A 20,301-nucleotide genomic window follows, 5' to 3' on the forward strand; every position below is an offset into this window, starting at 1 on the left:
GCATTAAAAAATGCTTTGATAATCGCCAAGTTCAACTTGAATAGATTTGATACGGGTATAGTGCCCAAGTGTAGTCAAGCCATTTTCTCGGCCCACGCCAGATTGTTTGTAGCCACCCACTGGCATCTCGGCAGGCGATTCGCCCCACGTGTTAATCCAGCAAATACCAGCTTCAATCTGGTGAATAATGCGATGAGCGCGGCTAATGTCTTGCGTAACAACGCCAGCAGCTAAACCAAAGGTGGTGTCGTTAGCACGACGGATGACTTCTTCTTCGGTTTCATAGCTTAAAATGCTCATGACAGGTCCAAAAATTTCTTCTTGAACAATGGCCATCTGGTCAGTGCAGTCGCTAAATACCGTCGGTAGTACGTAAGCGCCGTTAGCAAGTTCGCCTTCTGTTGCGCGGCCACCGCCAATTAACACTTTAGCGCCTTGTTGTTTGCCTGACTCAATGAAATACAACACTTTTTCCATGTGAGGGAAGCTAGTGAGTGGACCGAAGTTCGTGTCTTCAGCCATTGGGTCGCCAATGCGAATACGTTTTACACGTTCTACAACCGCTTTTTCAAAGTCGGCTAGAAGTGATTTTGGAACAAATACGCGTGTACCGTTGGTACATACCTGACCTGAGCTAAAGAAGTTTGCCATGACTGCAATATCTGCTGCGCGGTTAAGATCAGCATCTTCACAAATAATCAGTGGAGATTTACCACCAAGTTCCATGGTCACTTCTTTTAGTGTAGAGCCAGCAGCGCTTGCCATGACTTTTTTGCCAGTTTCCACACCACCAGTGAATGAGATTTTTTCAATCACAGGATGTTCAGTGAGCCACTGACCGATTTCACGACCAGCACCTTGTACTACGTTAAATACGCCGTCTGGTAAGCCAGCTTCTGTATAGATTTCAGCAAGTTTAAATGCAGTAAGTGGAGTGGTTTCACTTGGTTTGAAAATCATGGCATTACCCGCAGCAAGGGCAGGGGCAGATTTCCATAAAGCGATTTGAATTGGATAGTTCCAAGCCCCAATACCGGCAACCACACCTAAAGGTTCACGGCGTGTATAAAAGAAACTTGATTCGCGAAGCGGAACTTGGTCCCCCTGAATTGCGGTTGCAAGTCCTGCATAATATTCGAGTACATCTGCGCCAGTCACAATGTCGACGGTAGATGTTTCGCTAAAAGCTTTACCTGTGTCAAGTGTTTCAAGACGGGCAAGCTCATCATTTCGTTCACGAAGAATGTCGACAGCACGGCGTAAAATACGTGAACGCTCCATGGCAGTCATGGCAGCCCAGATTTTTTGTCCTTGTTGGGCACTTTGTACAGCAGCTTCAATATCTTGTTCAGAAGCTTGTTGAAGAGTCGCGATTGTCTCGCCGTTGGCAGGGTTAATACTATTAAATGTTTTTCCACTGGTTGCGTTAACGTAGTGTCCATGGATATACAGTTGATGAACTTGTGCATCACTCATTTTGTCTCTCCTGCAAAGGCTTGTTCGCAAATTGAACTTGCGTTTGTACATAATCGTAAGCAATGGAACGGGCAAGATTGCTGTCAAATTCGTTATGACGGCTTAAACTGCCTCGTAACCATAATCCATCAATCAATGCTGCCAACCCTCTAGCGGCAACACTGGCCTGTTGTTCATTCATTAACTTGAGGAAATAAAACTTCAAGTTAGAGTACAGGCGTTGATCATTAATCTTTTGCAAGCGGCTTAAGTCTGGTACATGCATACTCGCTGACCAAAAGTCTAACCAGACCCGCATTGCTTTTTCATTGACCTGACTAATGTCAAAGTTCGAGTCGATAATGGCCTTAATTTGGCTCTCTGGATGCGAATCTGCTTCTGCTCTGTACTGTTCGGTTTTACGACGCAGAACATTTAACATTTCTTGCATACAGGTATTTATCAACCCTTGTTTGTCGCCAAAATAATGGCTGACAATGCCGGTCGACAGCTCGGCTTTTTTTGCAATTTGAGCAATGGTGGTATTGGATAACCCCACTTCATAAATCACGTCGAGTGCGGCATTCATAATTTCTTCACGTCGCACGTGCTCTGGTTTTACTCTGCGTTTTGTCATGTTTTTCCACATCAGCACTTTTAGTGGTGCTTTAAATTCAGCATGTTAACTTGCAGAGCATCATAGCACTTTTTTTATCATACTTGTTATTGATTGAACGTTCAATCAATAACAAGTATGATATATAAAAATCAATGAATTTTTGAAGATTAGCACGAGGAATAAAGCGCTAAAATCAAAAGTTTTTAAGGATAGGATGATGCGCATAAGTACATTACTTATCACGTTATTTTGAGAAAATACACCGATTGCAAGGAGCAATAAGATGGTGTTGAAAAGTGATAAATATTCTTCAGACCATATTCGGTTAAATCGTTTTGTATTTTGGAGTTCAGCCATCAGTATTGGCATTTTTGGCCTACTTTTTGTGCTGTTTCCTGAAAAAAGTCAGTTTTGGCTGACCTATGTACAAGAGCAGGTAAATCACTTTTTTGGGTGGTATTACATGTTGGTTATTGTGCTGTGTTTGGGCTTTGTCGCTTGGCTCGCTTTTTCAAAAGTAGGGCAGATTCCATTAGGAAAAGACCACGACAAACCCGAGTTTAGTTATTTGGCTTGGACTTCAATGTTGTTCTCGGCAGGGATTGGTATTGCACTACTTTATTATGGTGTTGCTGAACCTGTTGATCACTTCTTAAGACCACCCGAAGGTGAGTTAGGAACCATTCAGGCAGCCCGCAATGCCATGACTTATAGCTTTTTGCATTGGGGCATCCATGGCTGGGTACTCTATGCATTGCTCGGAGTCACTTTAGGTTATTTTGCTTTCAGACAAAATTTACCACTAGCTTTGCGTTCAGCGCTTTACCCAATTTTTGGCGAGCGAGTCCATGGCTTGGTCGGTGATTTCGTGGATGGTTTTGGAATTTTAGCGACGGTTATTTCTCTGGTCACTAACTTGGGAATCGGAGCATTGGTGCTGGTATCCGGCATTTGTTATTTACTTCCGCAAATTCCTAATAACTCAGTGACATTAATTGCTGCTGTTCTCATCATGATGAGTGTTGCCACGATCACGACAGTGGTTGGCATTGAAAAAGGTTTGGCGTGGTTATCGCGTATTAATTTACGTTTGCTGTATGCCTTACTTCTATTTGTATTTTTAACAGGTCCTACAAATCATTTATTAAATGGTCTTGTACAGAATATGGGAGATTATCTAAGCAATTTTATTGGTAAAAGTTTTGATATGTATTTATACAATCAAAAAGCCAGTGGCTGGCTAGGGTCGTGGACCGTATTTTATTGGGCTTGGTGGATTGCATGGGCACCTTTTGTCGGCATGTTTATTGCGCGTATTTCAAAAGGACGTACGATTCGCGAGGTTGTTTTAGGTGTATGCCTGATTCCATTAGGTTTTACGCTGGCTTGGATCTCGGTTTTTGGAAATACTGCCATTTACTTTATCTTGAACCAGAAACAAAAAGTTTTGGGCGATATGGTTTTAACTGATCCGGCATTGTCTTTATTTAAGTTACTCGAATATCTGCCGTTTAATCCGTATGTTGCTGGCATTGTTGTTGTAATTTGTTTCGTTTTATTTTTGACACCAGTTGGCTCTGGTACACTAATGATCGCTAATTTGTCCTCAAAAGGGGGCACCAATGATAGTGATTCACCGATCTGGTTACGCGTTTTTTGGTCTGTGGTAATTACCATTGTAAGTATTGGCTTGCTTTTGGCCGGTAGTTTTAACTCCATGCAAAGTGCTGTGGTGTTATGTGGTTTACCATTTTCAGTCATTATTTTGCTCTATATGTTTGGTTTAGCCAAAGCGTTAAAGCAAGATGATTTTGACCCTCAATTAGTGAAAAAACAGTTAGCTGTTTCAAAAGACATTTCGGTTCCGTCGAATTGTGACCAGAATAAAGTGACTGAGGTTTTATAATCTCAACCAATCACATCTATATATTATTTTTTGCGTTTAAAGTCGTCTTTTCATTGTTTTAAATAAGAGTGAAAAGACGAAATTAAATATTTTGTTTTTATTTTATTCCTTGAGGATTGTATGGCAACAGATAATCCAAGAGCAGTTGATGATTTAACATTATCTAAATCTAAAAAAGACCCGCTCAACCGTGTGGTTTTTTATTTTTCAGCTGTACTTATTTTAATTTTTTCTCTCGTCACGTTTTTGTTCAATGATTTTGCAAATAGAGTCATGAACGCCGTACTTCAATGGGTAACCTCAACCTTTGGTTGGTATTATCTACTTGCCGCAACTTTATATATGGTTTTCGTGATTTTTATTGCCTGTTCAAGATACGGCAGTATTAAATTAGGACCTAAGCATTCAAAACCTGAGTTTAGTTTACTCAGTTGGTCTGCGATGCTGTTTTCGGCTGGTATCGGTATCGATCTGATGTTCTTCTCGGTCGCTGAACCATTATCTCATTATATGCAACCTCCAGTCGGAGCAGGTCAGACTTATGAAGCAGCACGCCAGAGTATGGTCTGGACCTTATTCCACTATGGCTTAACCGGTTGGTGTATGTATGCCTTGATTGGTATGTCATTGGGATACTTTAGTTATCGTTATAATTTGCCACTTACCATTCGTTCTGCACTTTACCCAATTTTCGGGAACAGAATTAATGGGGCAATTGGGCATAGTGTTGATACGGCTGCCGTCATCGGGACAATTTTTGGTATTGCAACGACCTGCGGGATTGGAGTAGTACAGCTGAATTATGGCCTACATGTGTTATTGGGGTTACCAGAAAATATCTGGATGCAATTTATCCTGATTGCTGTCGCGGTCGGTATTAGTGTTATTTCAGTGACATCTGGGGTCAATAAAGGCCTACGGATTTTATCTGAAATCAATATTTATGTTTCGGTTGGATTATTGCTGTTTATTTTATTCTTAGGAAATACTGAGTTTTTACTTAACGCCCTTGTTCAAAATATTGGTGACTATTTAACTCGTTTCCCTGCTTTAGCGTTACAAAGTTTTGCTTTTGAACAGCCTAAAGAGTGGATGAGCAGTTGGACTTTCTTCTTCTGGGCATGGTGGATTGCGTGGTCTCCATTTGTAGGACTCTTTCTGGCACGTATCTCAAGAGGACGTACCATTCGTGAGTTTGTATGCGGTACCTTAATTATTCCGCTTCTATTTACACTCACATGGTTATCCATTTTTGGTAATAGTGCACTGCACAGCGTTATTTTTGAAGGCAACCAAACCTTAGCAGCGACTGTGTTAGCAAATCCGGCTCACGGTTTTTATGACCTGTTAGCGCAATATCCGGGCTTTACCTTTATCGCTTCAATTGCCACCGTAACAGGGCTTTTGTTCTACGTGACTTCTGCCGATTCGGGAGCGCTGGTTTTAGGTAATTTCACGACTAAACTTACGAATATCGATAATGATGCTCCGCGTTGGTTAAGCGTATTTTGGGCAGTGGCAATTGGTTTATTAACGCTTGCTATGCTCATGACCAACGGAATTACTGCTTTGCAAAACGCGACCATCATTATGGGACTACCTTTTAGTTTCGTGATGTTCCTTGTGATGGCTGGACTTTATAAGTCACTGAGGCTTGAAGATTACCGGCAAGCCAGTCGAAGTATGAATGCAGCTCCGGTAGTAGGCAATGTCGATATTCTGAATTGGAAACAGCGTTTAACTCGAGTGATGCATCATCCGGGAACCACTGAAACTCAACGCATGCTAGATGCAGTTTGTCTACCGGCTGTTCAGGCCGTTGCAGGTGAACTTATTAAGCAGGGCATGAATGTAGATGTGCAGCAAACGCCGCTTGAAGATGAAGAAACGCTTTTCCATCTGGATTTCACTATTCATTTGGAAGAAGAACAAAACTTTGTTTACCAGATCTGGCCTGTACGCTATAGCGCACCGAACTTCAGTCAACGTGTAAAACGAGGTAAACAGTTCTATTACCGTCTTGAAACCTATCTTTATGATGGCTCTCAAGATAACGATCTGGTCGGTTATAGTAAAGAACAGGTTATTAATGACATTTTAGATAAATATGAAAGACATATGACGTTCTTACATATTAATCGTATTAGCCCAGGGAATCGTCCATTGTTCCCAGATCCACAAGCTTAAGAGGAAAATGCATGGCTTCTCCTTATCTACATTCTTTTGCTTTATTTTTCTCGTTGCTCAATCCATTTCTAATGAGCATCTACATGATTGGCCTGATCCGTCATTCAGAAGCCAAGGTGTTTAATAAAGCACTGATTCAGGGAAGTTTGATTGCTTTTGTCGTGTTCATGCTATTTGCATGGGGCGGCGAAACAATTTTTAGTAAATATCTGAATGTACGTTTTGAAGCCTTTCAGATATTTGGAGGCCTCATCTTTTTAGTGATTGGCTATCGCTATGTTTTTCAGGGTGCCGATACGATTGGTGAAATGCGCGGTGCACCAGAACATCTGGCTGGCACCATTGCCATGCCGTTTATGATCGGTCCGGGCACCATTAGTGCTGCTGTGGTTACAGGTATTGAAATGTCAATTGGTGAGGCAGCCCTAGTGATTGCCTTCACCTTATTTTTAACCTGTAGTATTTTGATTTTGATGAAATTTTCACATGATCATTTACGCTATAAACATGCCAAACATATCGATCGCTATTTTGATATTGTCGGGCGTTTATCTGCTTTATTAATCGGTACGATCGCTATTGATATGATCATTAATGGTGTGACAGGCGTTATTACTAAAGTATAGCGAGCGACTTATAACATCGTGCTATGCCATTAAGTGTGGAATAAAATGGCATAGCATCTTCTAAAAAAACTAAGATAAATAAAAAAAGCTTTAAAAAAGCACTTTAAAAATAATGCCTTAAAAATTTAAATTTTAAAAAACAATCAAAGATATTAAAAAATACAATGCTATGTTGTGGATTTAAGCATGTTTTTTTTGTGAATTATCAACCATAATGTTTACTGAGCTTGTTTTAAGACACAGAGTTTAGCTATGCCTACATTAGATGAAATAACCACAGCAACTGATGATCAGTCTGAATTGACGATGTCAGTTTTGATGACGCCTGATATGGCAAATTTTTCAGGTAATGTTCATGGTGGTACGATTCTAAAACTACTAGACCAAGTCGCTTACGCTTGCGCAAGTCGTTATTCGGGTGGCTACGTAGTGACTTTATCTGTAGATAAGGTAAATTTTAAAGAACCTATTTATGTAGGTGAGCTGGTAACCTTCTTGGCAAGTGTTAACCATGTAGGCCGTACTTCAATGGAAGTCGGAATACGTGTTGAAGCCCAAAATATTCAGAAGCGCACAGTACGCCATACCAATAGCTGTTATTTCACTATGGTTGCTGTTGATGAACAGGGCAAGCCATGTGAAGTGCCTCATTTAAAACTTGATACAGAGTGGAAGCGTTGCCGCTTTGAAGCAGCTGAGCACCGTAAAGTTTTACGTCTACAAGAAAACCATAACCCATCTTGTAGCATGTATAAAAAATCTTCTTAAAAAAAAGGATCGAACCGCAGCATGGTTCGATCCTTTTTCTTCTTTACTAAAATTCAGCGTCCATATTTCATTTCAGTAAAATTATCTCTGAGCTTGGAGGAGAGTGCTGAGAGAATTAACGAGTTGCAGGAGCAGCTTCAGAAGCAGAACCTACAGCATCAGATGCAGCATTTGCAGTGTTTGCTTGTTCTTGAGTTGAAACAACAACTTTTTCTTCACCAGCAGTAGTATGTGCTTGGTCGTGCTTAGAAGCAGCGAAAGTTGAAGCAGCAGTTAAAGCAAGTGTAGTAGCGAGTAAAGTTTTAGCTAATTTCATTTTATGGCATCCTTAAATTTCATTTAAAAATAAATTAAACCTAATCGTTCGTACCTACATGAAACCTGTATGGCTGAATGACTAAGCTAGGACACATGCTAAGCCGAGGTTTGGATTACATCAATTAACTTAACAATCTATTACGGCTATCTTAACAATATGAAATATACGGACCGTTTATGTGCGGAATCTGTAAAATTAAAGGGCTTAATTACACCTTAAAATGTGTAAAAATATTTCTTATCGAATGAAAAAAGATCAATCGTGTTACGTAAAACTTACACTCTGGCATGAATTGTGAATGCGCATAAATAGAATATTCCGTTTGAATTTTAATTATCAAAAGTTAATTTAGATTTTGAGTGAGATGTATATCACATATTAAGTGTTTTGGCCTGATAATTGAAAAGTATATCTTCAAAGTGAAAAATCATTTTCATGGGATTTAAACAGTGATATACCTTTCTTAGTTTTGAAACTTTGTTGATTTGAGTCGCTTGTGAAATTTATTGCCCAAAAAACTGTTCCTACCCATATTATTTCCGGTTTTTTAGGGGCAGGCAAAACCACATTATTACAGCATTTATTAAGTCAGAAGCCTAAAGATGAAGTCTGGGCTGTATTAATGAATGAGTTTGGGCAAATTGGAGTAGACCAACAACTCTTACCTCAAGATGAAGGCTATGCAGTCAAAGAATTATTAGGTGGTTGCTTGTGTTGTAGCAGTCAATTGCCTATGCATATTGCTTTAGCTCGTCTATTGAGTGAACAAAAGCCAGATAGACTCTTTATTGAACCGACAGGACTTGGGCATCCTTCTCAATTATTTGACCAACTGACTGAGCCGCATTGGCAAAGTAGTTTAGCCATGCGAGCATTAATTACTGTTGTTGATGGTAGCCGTTTGCACGATACAAATTGGGTTAAACAAAACCTTTATGAAGATCAGTTAAAAGCTGCCCAGATTGTGGTGGTGTCACATACTGATGTGATGACTTTTGAAGATGATCAGGCGCTTGAATTATTAATAGATGAATACAAGCCTTATCACCAAGAGTGGATTAAAACTGAAAATGGTCAGTTAGCATTAAATAAAATTGATATAGCTGCTCGTTTAACTGAGCGATCTATACAGCCTTTACTTAAACTTCAAAAGCAAATGACTGAAATCGAGGTTAAGAAGGAAATTCAACAATTACCTTATCATTATGTCGAGTCGGCACAAGGCTATATTGTGGCAGGTTGGAAATTACCTAAACGCTGGAAATTCGATTTTTATAATTTGCTAGATTTATTGTGTGCGCAGCAAGACTGGCTTCGAATTAAGGGAATTTTTAACACAGATCAAGGTTGGAAAGTTTTTAACTTTAATCCTGATCAGTTTAATTATAAGTCTGGTGAAGAGGGTATTGATAACCGTATTGAAATCATTAGCGAACATAACCATGATTGGTTGGCTTTTGAAACAGCATTACTTGCCTGTCAGCTTGAAGAATAGAGAACATTAAACCAAAGACGATTTAATGTTCTCATAATGGATTTAAGGTTTTGTATCTAATACTGCTTTGGCTTGAGCATGATCAATATCTTTTTCCCAGTGTGCAATCACTACAGCAGCAACACAGTTACCGATTAAGTTGGTACAGGCACGAATAATGCCAATGAACCAATCTACGGACAGTAGAAGTACTAAGCCAATCGCAGGAAGGCTTGGAATAACTGAAAGTGTTGCTGCAAGAATAACTAAAGCTGAGCCGGGAATACCATGTGCACCTTTAGAAGTGATGAGTGAAACTAGCAAAATAGCCAGTAAGTCATGCATAGACAAATCAATATTGCAGGCTTGTGCAATAAAGATTACCCCTAAAGTTAAGTAGATTGAAAACCCATCTAAGTTAAAAGAGTAACCCGTAGGAATGACCAGACCTACCGTTGAATCTTTAATTCCCAGATTTCTGAGTTTTTTCATAATTTGGGGTAAAACAGAGTCAGAAGATGCTGTACCCAAAACAATCGCTAACTCATCTTTAAAATAAGCCACAAATTTGAAGATGTTGAGACCTGCAAGTTTTAAAATTGAACCTAAGACAACCACAACAAATAAAATGCAGGTCGCATAAAACAGTAGAACCAAATAGCCCAATTGTAGAAGTGAATCTAAACCAAATTTGGCTGTGGTATAGGCCACTGATCCGAATACACCAATCGGCGCTAAACGAATAATCAGACCCATAATTTTGAAGAAGACTTCTGAAAAAGCTTCAAGCGCCTGACGTACTAACTCTGCCAAATGTTTAGGAATTAAAAGTAGTGATACACCAAATAAAATAGCGATGAGTAAAACTTGTAAAATATCGCCGTTTGCAAAAGCAGCAGTGAATGTTTTCGGAATAATATTGAGTAGAAATTCCGAACCTGTGTGCATTTCATGAGCACGTTCGGTATAGGTGCTTAAATCTTTTGCATCTAAATGGCTGATATCGATATTCATACCGACGCCCGGTTTAAATACATAAGCCACAATAATGCCTAAAACTAAAGCAATACTGGTGACCACTTCAAAATAGAGAATGGTTTTTGCACCGACTTTGCCCATTTTTTTGATGTCATTTGCACCATAGATTCCCAGTACAACGACACAAAACACAATGGGTGCAATCAGCATTTTAATCAAAGAAATAAAACCATCGCCCAATGGCTTTAAAGATAGGGAGAAATCATGAAAACCAGCCCCAACTGCAACTCCTAGCAAGAGAGCACAAAGAACCTGTAAAAATAAACTACGTTTAAGCTTCTGCCACATAAGTCATCAATTTTAGCAAGAGGAGAATATTTCTCTTTCAAGCAAAAAGCCGGCCAACTCTAAAGCAAGCTGAGCGTTTTGGAAGAATATGCAAATTTCCAATTACTATGCGGTGGATTGCTTAGTTTTTTTATAATTTTTACCTAAAATCGAGTATCCTTAGCGCCAAATTTTGGAACATATTAATCATGGCGCTTAAAGCAACAATTTATAAGGCAGACTTGAATATTGCCAATATGGATGACCATATTTATGGTGATTATCAACTGACGCTTGCCTTGCATCCTTCGGAAACTTTAGAACGTTTAATGGTTCGTTTGATGGCTTTTGCCCGCTTCGCAAGTGATGAGCTTGAGTTTACTAAAGACCTTTTTGAAACTGACGAGCCGGCGTTATGGCAAAAAGATTTAACGGGTCAATTAGAAACCTGGATTGAAGTCGGTTTGCCGTCTGAAGATAAAGTTAAAAAAGCCAGTGCGCGTTGTAAAACGGTTGCGGTTGTTGTTTATGGCACACAAGTCGAAGACTGGTGGAAGCGAAACAGTAAAATTAAAACTTTAAGTAACGTTCAGGTGTGGCAAATTGCCCCTCAAAGTACAGCCGAGCTTGAACAGCTCTGTGAGCGTACGATGCAACTACAATTAAATGTGATGGACAACGAGTGGACGCTTTTAGGTGAAAAGGGTCAGGCAAATGTTGTTTGGACACAGTTACAGTAATTTAGAAAAGCGCAACAAATTCTACAGATTCAGTTGGTACACTAAGTACCAATTGCGATTTTAGAAATTCAGTTTAAGGGTTAAACCATGTCAAATGAATTAGAAATTATCGATTTAAAAGTAGGTGAAGGCAAAGAAGCGGTTAAAGGTGCTTTGATTACAACTCACTATACAGGTTGGTTAGAAGACGGTACTAAATTCGACTCTTCAATTGACCGCGGTAACTATTTTGAATGTGTGATTGGAACAGGTCGTGTAATTAAAGGCTGGGACCAAGGCATTATGGGAATGAAAGTTGGTGGCAAGCGTAAGTTAATCGTGCCTGCTCATTTAGCTTATGGTGAGCGTAAAATGGGTAAGATTATTCCAGCGAATTCTAATTTAATTTTTGAAATTGAATTATTTGATGTCAAAACTCGTGACTAGTGAAAAATTGAAAGCCCTTTAGGGGGCTTTCTTGTTTATATGAGCTTTAAATATAAATACATTATTAATTTATATTTTAGCTTTTTGAATATTTAAGATTATTTTCAGATTATTTGATTATAAATGCTGACTGAAAAACTGTTCATTTGTGAGCAGTGTGATATTAAGACCAACTTTCAAAAAGTTTGTGCCTAACATCAAATTTCACATAAGTAATCTATATTGTTATTGAGACGCTATTTCATGATTATCCGCTTTGCATCTCCTTTGTTGAACATATCACTTGGCTTGGCTTTGGCAGGTTTGTCAGGCATGGCATTAGCCAAACCACCTAAACTGGACGCTTCAACACTCACGGTGATTGGTTATCATGAAATTACCGATACTAAAAATGCGTTAATTCCTCAATATGCAGTGACGACTCAACAATTTACACAGCACGTTGAGTGGCTACAAAAAAACGGGTTCCATTTTATTACGGTTGATCAGTTGATCCGTGCTCATCAGGGTAAATTTCAACTGCCTACAAAACCAGTTTTATTAACTGTAGATGACGGTTATCAGTCTTTTTATCAAAATGCTTATCCAGTTCTTAAAGCTAAAAAAATTCCGGTTGTTTTGGCTGTAGTGGGTTCATGGTTAGAGCCAAAAGCTGGCCAAAAAGTAGATTTTTCAGGGGAAGAAATTCCACGTGATAAAATCTTAAGCTGGAATGAACTTAAAGAAATGCAAGATAGTGGTTTTGTAGAAATCGCCAATCATAGCTATCATTTGCATCGTGGTATTACAGGTAACCCGCAAGGCAACTCTGAACCTGCTGCAACGACTCGTTTTTATGATGTTAAAACTCAAACTTACGAAAACGATAAACAATATCAGGCACGAATTTATGACGACCTGAAAAAGAATAATGATTTATTAAAAGCGCATGGCTTACGTTCGCCGCGTATTATGGTGTGGCCATATGGTCGCTATAATATGCAAACTGTCCAAATTGCAAAAAAATTGGGTATGCCAGTGACCATTACACTTGATGATGGGGCAGACCACGCAAAACAATCTCTACAAAATATGAGCCGTATTTTGGTAGAAGGTGGAATGACAACTGATGATTTGGCTCAAGAAATTAAAAACCGTGAATTAAATTTAACGGATAATAATCGTCCGCAAAAAATCATGCATGTCGATCTGGACTATATTTATGATCCAGACTCGAAACAACAAGAGCGCAATTTAGGTCACTTGTTAGATCGAATTAATGGCATGGGTGTAAATACAGTTTATTTACAGGCATTTTCAGATCCAGATGCGAATGGTTCTGCGGATATGGTTTATTTCCCAAACCGCCATATTCCAATGCGTGCAGACTTGTTTAACCGTGTTGCATGGCAAATTCAAACGCGCACTTCTGTAAGCCGTATTTATGCGTGGATGCCGTTATTGGCGTGGGAACTACCAAAAACCGATCCTGTTTCTAAGAACCTGGTGGTAACTCAGCAGGAAAAAGCGGGTGAACATCTTAATATGGGTTATATCCGTTTAAGTCCATTCTCAGCAGATGCACGCCAAACTATTCGTGAAATTTATCAGGATTTAGCTAAATCAACGCCGTTTAACGGACTTTTATTCCATGACGACGTCACCTTATCTGATTATGAAGATGCAAGCCCTGATGCTTTAAAAGCCTATGCAAAACAAGGTTTGCCAACTGATTTAGCAAAAATCCGTGAGAACGATCAAGACTTGCAGAAATGGACTGCATATAAGACAAAATATTTAGATGATTTTGCAATGCAACTCGTTGATGACGTGAGACAATATGAGCCGTTCTTGGTGACTGCACGTAATTTATATGCGCAAGTGGCTTTAAAACCATATGCAGAAAACTGGTATTCACAATCGCTTGAAGAGTCATTAAAGCATTATGATTTTACAGCTATTATGGCAATGCCTTATATGGAGCAGGTCGATAATTCAGATCAGTTCTATAAAGACATGATTGATCGCGTGAAACAATATCCTAATGGCCTCAAGAAAACTGTTTTTGAATTACAGGCCACCGACTGGCGTAAAAATGAAAAGGTACCTTCAACTGAAATGGCAGCAACAATTCATTCACTGTATCAGCAAGGTGTAATGCATGTCGGATATTACCCTGATGACCCAATCAAAGATCACCCGGATGTTGACGTAATGCATAAAGCATTTGCTGAAAAATCATCTCGTCTTGTGCCGTAGTCGAGGCTGAAACATGACAATCTTTGCTGCAATATGGTCGCATGCCTTAAAATTCGTTTTTTACTATCCCTTATTCATGTCGTATTTATGGATGATGGGTGCGATCATTTTCTATTGGAGAGAACGTCAGGCTCCGCCTTACGATCAACCAGCTCCATTGGAAAGTTATCCAAAAGTCGCTGTATTAGTTCCTTGTTTTAATGAAGGAGATAATGCAGAGGAAACCATTAGCCATGCTTTAAAACTGGACTATCCTCATTTTGAAGTCATCGCGATTAATGATGGCAGCTCAGATAATACAGGTGAAGTACTTGATCGTTTAGCAGAACAACATGAAAAATTGCGTGTTGTTCATTTGGCGCAAAACCAAGGTAAAGCCATGGGGTTGCAAGCCGGAAGCTTAATGACCGATGCCGAGTTTTTAATTGGTATTGATGGTGATGCTTTACTTGATCCACATGCAGCAAAGTGGATGATTCGTCATTTCCTTGAAAATCCAACGGTTGCAGCTGTTACTGGAAACCCGCGTATCCGTACTCGCTCAACTTTGTTAGGGCGTATTCAGGTTGGTGAGTTTTCTTCGATTGTGGGCATGATTAAACGTGCACAGCGTACCTTCGGTCGCTTGTTTACCGTGTCGGGCGTAATTACGGCTTTTCGTAAAAGTGCCGTTCACCAAGTCGATTATTGGTCACCAAATATGTTGACTGAAGATATCGATATTACTTGGAAATTACAGCGTGCAGGTTGGGATATTGAGTTTGAACCGAATGCCTTGGTTTGGATTTTAATGCCTGAAACCCTCAATGGGTTGTGGAAACAACGTTTACGTTGGGCAATGGGTGGTGCACAGGTATTAATTAAAAATATTGATGTGTTCACTAAACCAAAATTGAATTTTTTATGGCCGTTAATGTTTGAGCTTTGCTTAACTTTAGTCTGGTCATATTTAATGCTAGCGATGGCTTTGTTGTGGTTGGTACATTTTATTTTACCAGTCCCTGCATTAGCTGTTGTGAGCTCCCCATTTTTACCGTATGGTACTGGTATTTTATTGGGGGCAACCTGTCTAATTCAGTTTGCTTTAAGCAAATGGATGGATAGTCGTTATGAACCACATCTAGGAAAAAACTATTTCTGGATGATCTGGTATCCATTGGTCTTTTGGCTAATCACTATTTCAGCAACTATTGTGGCATTTCCAAAAGTCTTACGACGTGGAGATGAGAAACGAGCACGTTGGGTGAGCCCGGATCGGGGCATTCGCTAGAATGAAATGCAAGAGTCATGAGATTTTAAAGATCGTGCTGTATTGATGTCTGGGGAAAAACCACAGCACTTCGTTAGGTAAAGAGAGAAATGAAGACAGATTCGTTGATTATTGATTTACGCCGTCAATTACCATGGCATAAACGCTATGCTTCTACAACAAGCACAGCCATGATGTGGGCGGTTTGGTTGTTGTTGTGGCGTCCGTTCGTGTTTGTATGGCTATTGGTTGAATTACAAAAAACTCATTTGGTACACCGTTTATTTAGTGCCTTTGGTGTAGGAATTGAACATGGCCTTACCGCATTAATTGCTTGTGCAATTTGCTTATTGTTATGGAGCCATTTGCTACCAGAGCGCCGTGTCGGTGGCAGTGCACTTAAAGCAAAACAGACTGATGATTATGCGCGCTACTTCGATTTACCTGAACATGAAATTGAGCAGGGGCGTAGCCAAAAAATTACAGTCGTTCACCACGATGAATTAGGTAAAATCGTTAGAGTTGAATAAGCCTGATTAAAAAAATAAAGCCCACTTCAAGTGGGCTTTATTTTTTATGAACTGAGAAATCCAAGAATACGTTGTTTGACTTGATTAATATAAAACTCATCATGGGTGACACGGTACATCAAGATTGCTCCTTCATAATCAGCAATACTTTGTTTTGCTAAAATCTCTGCTTGATCTTGAGCAAGGCTCTTCGCAAAAATAGATTGGATCGCACGTTGCCAGTCCTCAAAAATGCTGCGTATTTTGGCTAAAATTTCAGGTGAGCCATATGCTGCTTCCATAGAAATAATACCTATTAAGCAACCATTCACTCCTTGTGTAAAAAAATGAATAGCACGCTCATGCATTTGTTCAAACCGTTCAATGGCTGAGAGTTCAGAATTTACCGTATTTCCAAATAAAGAATGAATTAAATATTGATGAGTACCATTTAACACTTCAAGCAAAAGCGCTTCTTTATTTGGATAATAATAATAAAAAGAAGCTTTGGTGAGGCCGCAAGCTTTTGCCAGCATGTCCATGCTCGTTCCTGCATATCCATAAGTTTTGAACTGCAAAGCGCAGTGTTTAAGCAGATCTTCTTTGGTCAGTTTTTGCGGTCTCATTTCACATTATCCAAAACATAAAGCAGTTTTATAAAAAACCATCAAAAGTGGTGCGGATTTTATTCCAGATGTGTTCAGCATCTTTTTTAAAGTAGCCTATGTGGCCAATGGTTTTCATAGCAACATCTTGAGGTTGAAGACTGACGTATGAGACTTGAGCTTGTCGATAATGCTGCATAAATGCCCGACATGAAGCGGGTAAAGCCCAATCATCATCTAGGGCAGAGACTGCATAAATTGGGGTTTTGACAGAAGCATATTGTTCAATTAAGTGTTGTTGTTCTGGATCAGCAAAAAAATACTTAGGGTTTTTACACCATTTACGCCACTGTTTATAAACATTTAAGGGTAAATCAGAACCCATATTAAATTTGCTCCAAGGCAAATAACCTGTCACGGCAACGATAGGTGGAAACACAATATTCCAGACCACTTGAACTTTAAAGCGTTCTTTCAGTGGCATATAGCCGTGCCAGCCAGCACCTGTACCAAATGTATAGCAGGCCAGTAATTTATCATGATTAGGTAGTAGACCTAGCGCATGGCCGCCATAGGAATGACCAACCATGAAAAGAGGTAATGGCTCTTTTGATAGATATTCAATTGCACCTGCTAAGTCATATTGCCCCCAATCTAAATAAGACATATTAAATCCTTTTAAAGATTTTGGACTCGATTTTCCAACGCCTCGATAGTCAAATGTGAATATCTGATAGCCAAATTGCGTCATATATTCAGCGAAGCGACGGTAAAATTCATGTGGCACACCCGTTGCTCCCGCAACGACAATATTTGCTTTAGCTGATGTTGTTGTAAAGTAACGTGTGCCCTTGAGTTGATAGCCATCTAAAGCTGGGAATTGTACAGTTTGGCTAAGCTGTTCATTGATTTGAGTTGCTGATTGCATTGCTTTTCTCTTTATTTTTCTAGCGTGATGAAATTTTATTTACCTTTAAAAACAGGTGGTCTTTTTTGTAACATGGCAAACACACCTTCTTGAACATCTTCTGTGGTGAGTAAAGGTTGAAGATGGCCCTGTAATTGACTAAATGCAGTTTCATAACCTTCATTAATGGCTTCACGGGCAGAAGCGAGAGTCGCTTTTACAGCAAGTGGTGCAGCTTGAGCAATATGTTCAGCCAGTTCTATTGCACGGTTGATTTGAGTACCTTCTGGGCATATCTCTGTAATCAGGTTCATATCAAAGGCGGCTTTTGAATCAAAAGAGTCACCGGTGAGTAAATAGCGCATGGCTTTGGCCCAACCTGCGGCTTGAGTAAAGCGTGCTGTAGCTCCACCAAAAGGTAAGATGCCGCGCTGAACTTCCATCTGTGCAAACTGAGTATTTTCACTTGCTAAGGCAATGTCTGCATTCAGAAATAGTTCGATACCAGCGGTGTAGCAATAACCTTGTACCGCAACAATCAATGGTTTACTCAGTTTTCGTCCCACTGTACCCCAAGGGTTCACTTCTTCATCACTAAAATCAAAAACACCTGTAGCGAGCTTGGGTTGTAACTCAACTAGATCTAATCCGGCCGTAAAATGGTCGCCATGAGCAAAGATAATTGCACAACGAAGAGCATCATTATTTTCATATTCAGTAAGCGCCTGTGATAAATCTTTAATCAGGTGGCTATCAAAGGCATTACGCTTTGCTGCTCGATCTAGACCAATTAAAAAAATATGTCCACGAGTTTCACGGCTGACTTTTCCTTCTTGATTTGACATTTTTCCGATGTCCTTTGTTTATTTTTAATAAGTTTTTAAACGATCGTTTAAAAAGTGTCAAATACAATTTGTTGACTATTCCGTAAATAAAAATAAAAGGAGGATTAAAATAAAACTAGGTTTTTATTATTAAGGTCAAGGTAAAGATGAGGGGGAGAATAACCTGATGAGTGCTCTCAATCAGGTTATAAAGATTATGAGGGGCGACGTGAATACATCAATAACCCTAGGCATAACAAGGTTAAACCTAAAATAAGATGTGAGCTGAGCTGCTCATGGTTGAACCATGTTCCCCAAAATGTGGCTAACACTGGGGTGATAATGGTAATAAGTAGCACAGTCGTTGGTTGTAGTATTTTGATGAGCTGATAATAAAAAATCATGGCAAGCACAGATGAAAAAACCGCGCTATAGAGCACTGCTAAAGAAATTTTCAGACTTGGAAATTCAGTTGGAAGATGTGACCAAAAGAAAGGTAACAAGCATACATAACCGACCCATGAGACAAGAGTAGCACCTGTCATTTGTGTAATGGGTGGAATATGCGCTCCGACAGATTTCACGGCAAACGTCGACAAGACATAAAACAGCATCGCAATCAGCTCTAACATAATACCGATGCGGTTGAGCTGAAAACCTGATGAAGACAGTCCTAAAGTAAAACTCATCCCGACAAGAGCAATACCGAGACCAAGCCATTGCCATACTGAAAATCGTTCGCGTCCTAATAAAAAGGAGCTAATCAGGCCAGATACTAACGGAGAGGTGCCGTAAATAATTGAAATAATGGCAGAGGGGACTTTATCTGCACCCATATAGCAAAACGCCATAGAGCCAAATAAGCCAATGGCTCCAGCACAATAACTTAAAACAGCTTTTTTACTAAAGATGAGCTTTAAGCGAAAAAATCTTAGACACAGCAAGGCGATTGGAATCGCCAGACTGAACCGAATAAATAATCCCCATGCCCAGTGAATTTCTTGTACTGTCCAGACGGCTGCGAGTGGAGTAAGCGACCAAATAATGACGACAGCAATAAATTGGCCGGCTGTAGCAAGGCGAGTCGGAGATGAAGATAATGCTACAACCGGCTGAATCTGCGGGGTGGGTATACTCTGTTGTTCAAATAATGGCTTCATATAAAGCTCCAGAAAGTTTGTTCTTTGGTGTTTAAAAAGGGCATAAAAAAAGCCGCGTTTTATGGCGGCTTGTGATGAAAATCAGAGGATATATTACAAATTAAATATCTCGATTTTCGTATCTAAAGCGCCAAATTGTCCAAAATAAGGACGTCGCCAATTGACCACATAGAACTTAATCTCTGCGGCGTATGATTGACGCACTAGACAACATTGGGCTTTAGATAAAAACATGATAAGTATATTAAAAATACAGATGTAATTTTTATAGCATAGAAATAGAAAAGTACAAATTATATTCAAGCATGAGGCATGGTTTTTTTGATTACTTTAAATTAGTAGTTTGCTTAGCTTCATATTTTTCTCATAATACCTCGTCAAATTGATCTCAATAAGCAGCTTATGTCACCTCTAGAAATCTTTGCGGTCTTAATTAGTCTCATTGGAGTTGGATTAACCGTCATCCGTAATATGTGGTGTTGGCTGTTTAATTTCTTTGCCTTTGTTTTATATGCCTATTTGTTTTACGAATTTAAGCTATATGGCGAAACAATTTTGCAATTCTTTTTTATGGTCGTAAATTTTTATGGCTTTTACTATTGGTTCAAAGGAAAGCAGCAAGATCACGACATTCGAATTGAACCTATTGCCGTTCAAACCGCTATCATCCAAATGATTATTGCTGCGGTAGGTGGTTTACTGTTTGGTTTAATTCTTAAAAACTTTACCGATGCAGCAGTGCCTATGCTCGACTCCCAGCTTGCAGCATTTAGTTTACTTGCAACGTATTGGACCAGCCGAAAGCATATTGCGACTTGGGTACTATGGGTATTTGTCGATATTATTTATGTGGGCATGTTTATCTATAAAGATTTATTTTTAACAGCTGCTTTATATGCAGCATTTGTTCTGATGGCCGCTTATGGTTGGTATCAATGGGAAAAGGTTAAAAAGAAACAGCTTTTAGCCTCTAACCAGCTTTAA

The 20,301-nt window shown here is 39.4% G+C and carries 19 protein-coding genes; 11 read left to right on the plus strand and 8 right to left on the minus strand.

The genetic code is table 11. From position 1 onward, the window contains the following. Positions 1-3 precede the first annotated feature (3 nt). Entirely contained in the window at positions 4-1,476 is a 1,473-nt protein-coding gene (gene betB, locus F886_RS07010) for a betaine-aldehyde dehydrogenase (RefSeq protein WP_005303237.1), read from the minus strand. Next, on the minus strand, positions 1,469-2,092 hold the full coding sequence (betI, locus tag F886_RS07015; RefSeq protein ID WP_005303239.1) for a transcriptional regulator BetI: 624 nt from the start codon (positions 2,090-2,092) through the stop codon (positions 1,469-1,471). Before betI ends, betB begins: the two co-directional genes overlap by 8 nt. A 265-nt stretch (positions 2,093-2,357) precedes the next feature. Between betI and F886_RS07020 the strand changes: the two genes are divergently transcribed. From F886_RS07020 to F886_RS07035, 4 genes are all read left to right on the plus strand, one after another. Then, positions 2,358-3,980 (plus strand): BCCT family transporter, encoded by a 1,623-nt coding sequence (locus tag F886_RS07020; protein ID WP_005303241.1) that lies wholly within the window; start codon positions 2,358-2,360, stop codon positions 3,978-3,980. 120 nt (positions 3,981-4,100) lie between these two features. After that, positions 4,101-6,167, plus strand: coding sequence for a choline transporter (locus tag F886_RS07025; protein ID WP_005303243.1), 2,067 nt, complete (start codon positions 4,101-4,103; stop codon positions 6,165-6,167). Positions 6,168-6,178: 11 nt separating this feature from the next. Beyond that, positions 6,179-6,793, plus strand: a complete 615-nt coding sequence (locus tag F886_RS07030; RefSeq protein ID WP_004794054.1) for a MarC family protein — start codon at positions 6,179-6,181, stop codon at positions 6,791-6,793. A gap of 252 nt (positions 6,794-7,045) precedes the next feature. After that, on the plus strand, positions 7,046-7,561 hold the full coding sequence (locus F886_RS07035; protein WP_005303245.1) for an acyl-CoA thioesterase: 516 nt from the start codon (positions 7,046-7,048) through the stop codon (positions 7,559-7,561). Positions 7,562-7,676: 115 nt separating this feature from the next. On the opposite strand, the gene F886_RS07040 is transcribed toward F886_RS07035, so the two are convergent. Beyond that, positions 7,677-7,877 carry a hypothetical protein gene (locus F886_RS07040; RefSeq protein ID WP_005303247.1) on the minus strand — a complete coding sequence of 67 codons (201 nt, stop codon included), beginning with the start codon at positions 7,875-7,877 and terminating at the stop codon, positions 7,677-7,679. Between the two features lie 499 nt (positions 7,878-8,376). Here F886_RS07040 and F886_RS07045 point away from each other — a divergent pair, with 499 nt between their 5' ends. Continuing rightward, positions 8,377-9,375 (plus strand): CobW family GTP-binding protein, encoded by a 999-nt coding sequence (locus F886_RS07045; protein ID WP_005303248.1) that lies wholly within the window; start codon positions 8,377-8,379, stop codon positions 9,373-9,375. A 42-nt stretch (positions 9,376-9,417) separates the two neighbouring features. Here the strand turns inward: F886_RS07045 and dctA are convergent, their stop codons facing one another. Beyond that, complete coding sequence (gene dctA / locus F886_RS07050) at positions 9,418-10,680, minus strand: C4-dicarboxylate transporter DctA (protein WP_005303250.1); 1,263 nt, start codon at positions 10,678-10,680, stop codon at positions 9,418-9,420. A 188-nt stretch (positions 10,681-10,868) separates the two neighbouring features. On the opposite strand from dctA, the gene F886_RS07055 reads away from it, so the two are divergent. From F886_RS07055 to pgaD, 5 genes are all read left to right on the plus strand, one after another. Further along, the gene (locus F886_RS07055) at positions 10,869-11,399 is read left to right on the plus strand and encodes a YaeQ family protein (protein ID WP_005303252.1); all 531 of its coding nucleotides are present in this window, start codon (positions 10,869-10,871) and stop codon (positions 11,397-11,399) included. 87 nt (positions 11,400-11,486) lie between these two features. Further along, complete coding sequence (locus tag F886_RS07060) at positions 11,487-11,825, plus strand: FKBP-type peptidyl-prolyl cis-trans isomerase (RefSeq protein WP_002117532.1); 339 nt, start codon at positions 11,487-11,489, stop codon at positions 11,823-11,825. 243 nt (positions 11,826-12,068) lie between these two features. Continuing rightward, positions 12,069-14,063 carry a poly-beta-1,6-N-acetyl-D-glucosamine N-deacetylase PgaB gene (gene pgaB / locus F886_RS07065; protein WP_005303254.1) on the plus strand — a complete coding sequence of 665 codons (1,995 nt, stop codon included), beginning with the start codon at positions 12,069-12,071 and terminating at the stop codon, positions 14,061-14,063. Positions 14,064-14,076: 13 nt separating this feature from the next. Further along, on the plus strand, positions 14,077-15,333 hold the full coding sequence (gene pgaC / locus F886_RS07070; RefSeq protein ID WP_004794047.1) for a poly-beta-1,6-N-acetyl-D-glucosamine synthase: 1,257 nt from the start codon (positions 14,077-14,079) through the stop codon (positions 15,331-15,333). 89 nt (positions 15,334-15,422) lie between these two features. Beyond that, positions 15,423-15,842, plus strand: a complete 420-nt coding sequence (gene pgaD, locus F886_RS07075; protein ID WP_005303256.1) for a poly-beta-1,6-N-acetyl-D-glucosamine biosynthesis protein PgaD — start codon at positions 15,423-15,425, stop codon at positions 15,840-15,842. A gap of 44 nt (positions 15,843-15,886) precedes the next feature. Here the strand turns inward: pgaD and F886_RS07080 are convergent, their stop codons facing one another. The 4 genes from F886_RS07080 to F886_RS07095 form a co-directional block, all read right to left on the minus strand. Beyond that, positions 15,887-16,447, minus strand: a complete 561-nt coding sequence (locus F886_RS07080; protein WP_005303259.1) for a TetR/AcrR family transcriptional regulator — start codon at positions 16,445-16,447, stop codon at positions 15,887-15,889. A gap of 28 nt (positions 16,448-16,475) precedes the next feature. Continuing rightward, positions 16,476-17,354: an alpha/beta hydrolase family protein gene (locus tag F886_RS07085; protein WP_005303261.1), complete on the minus strand. Its 879-nt coding sequence runs from the start codon at positions 17,352-17,354 to the stop codon at positions 16,476-16,478. 35 nt (positions 17,355-17,389) lie between these two features. Beyond that, a complete protein-coding gene (locus tag F886_RS07090; protein ID WP_005303262.1) occupies positions 17,390-18,178 on the minus strand; it encodes a crotonase/enoyl-CoA hydratase family protein in 789 nt (262 codons plus the stop codon). Between the two features lie 194 nt (positions 18,179-18,372). Then, positions 18,373-19,317, minus strand: a complete 945-nt coding sequence (locus F886_RS07095) for a DMT family transporter (protein ID WP_005303264.1) — start codon at positions 19,315-19,317, stop codon at positions 18,373-18,375. A 402-nt stretch (positions 19,318-19,719) separates the two neighbouring features. On the opposite strand from F886_RS07095, the gene pnuC reads away from it, so the two are divergent. Further along, on the plus strand, positions 19,720-20,301 hold the full coding sequence (pnuC, locus tag F886_RS07100; RefSeq protein ID WP_005303266.1) for a nicotinamide riboside transporter PnuC: 582 nt from the start codon (positions 19,720-19,722) through the stop codon (positions 20,299-20,301).

It is taken from the genome of Acinetobacter sp. NIPH 542, assembly GCF_000369825.1.
GTDB lineage: Bacteria > Pseudomonadota > Gammaproteobacteria > Pseudomonadales > Moraxellaceae > Acinetobacter > Acinetobacter oleivorans.

Bases quoted from the DNA above. Each gene is read 5' to 3' on its own strand.
- F886_RS07035 (WP_005303245.1), top strand. From the start codon at position 7,046: ATGCCTACATTAGATGAAATAACCACAGCAACTGATGATCAGTCTGAA.
- F886_RS07055 (WP_005303252.1), top strand. From the start codon at position 10,869: ATGGCGCTTAAAGCAACAATTTATAAGGCAGACTTGAATATTGCCAAT.
- F886_RS07025 (WP_005303243.1), top strand. From the start codon at position 4,101: ATGGCAACAGATAATCCAAGAGCAGTTGATGATTTAACATTATCTAAA.
- F886_RS07090 (WP_005303262.1), bottom strand. From the start codon at position 18,178: ATGTCAAATCAAGAAGGAAAAGTCAGCCGTGAAACTCGTGGACATATT.
- pgaC (WP_004794047.1), top strand. From the start codon at position 14,077: ATGACAATCTTTGCTGCAATATGGTCGCATGCCTTAAAATTCGTTTTT.
- F886_RS07030 (WP_004794054.1), top strand. From the start codon at position 6,179: ATGGCTTCTCCTTATCTACATTCTTTTGCTTTATTTTTCTCGTTGCTC.
- F886_RS07085 (WP_005303261.1), bottom strand. From the start codon at position 17,354: ATGCAATCAGCAACTCAAATCAATGAACAGCTTAGCCAAACTGTACAA.
- F886_RS07080 (WP_005303259.1), bottom strand. From the start codon at position 16,447: ATGAGACCGCAAAAACTGACCAAAGAAGATCTGCTTAAACACTGCGCT.
- pgaB (WP_005303254.1), top strand. From the start codon at position 12,069: ATGATTATCCGCTTTGCATCTCCTTTGTTGAACATATCACTTGGCTTG.
- F886_RS07020 (WP_005303241.1), top strand. From the start codon at position 2,358: ATGGTGTTGAAAAGTGATAAATATTCTTCAGACCATATTCGGTTAAAT.
- dctA (WP_005303250.1), bottom strand. From the start codon at position 10,680: ATGTGGCAGAAGCTTAAACGTAGTTTATTTTTACAGGTTCTTTGTGCT.
- F886_RS07060 (WP_002117532.1), top strand. From the start codon at position 11,487: ATGTCAAATGAATTAGAAATTATCGATTTAAAAGTAGGTGAAGGCAAA.
- F886_RS07040 (WP_005303247.1), bottom strand. From the start codon at position 7,877: ATGAAATTAGCTAAAACTTTACTCGCTACTACACTTGCTTTAACTGCT.
- pnuC (WP_005303266.1), top strand. From the start codon at position 19,720: ATGTCACCTCTAGAAATCTTTGCGGTCTTAATTAGTCTCATTGGAGTT.
- pgaD (WP_005303256.1), top strand. From the start codon at position 15,423: ATGAAGACAGATTCGTTGATTATTGATTTACGCCGTCAATTACCATGG.
- F886_RS07095 (WP_005303264.1), bottom strand. From the start codon at position 19,317: ATGAAGCCATTATTTGAACAACAGAGTATACCCACCCCGCAGATTCAG.
- betI (WP_005303239.1), bottom strand. From the start codon at position 2,092: ATGACAAAACGCAGAGTAAAACCAGAGCACGTGCGACGTGAAGAAATT.
- betB (WP_005303237.1), bottom strand. From the start codon at position 1,476: ATGAGTGATGCACAAGTTCATCAACTGTATATCCATGGACACTACGTT.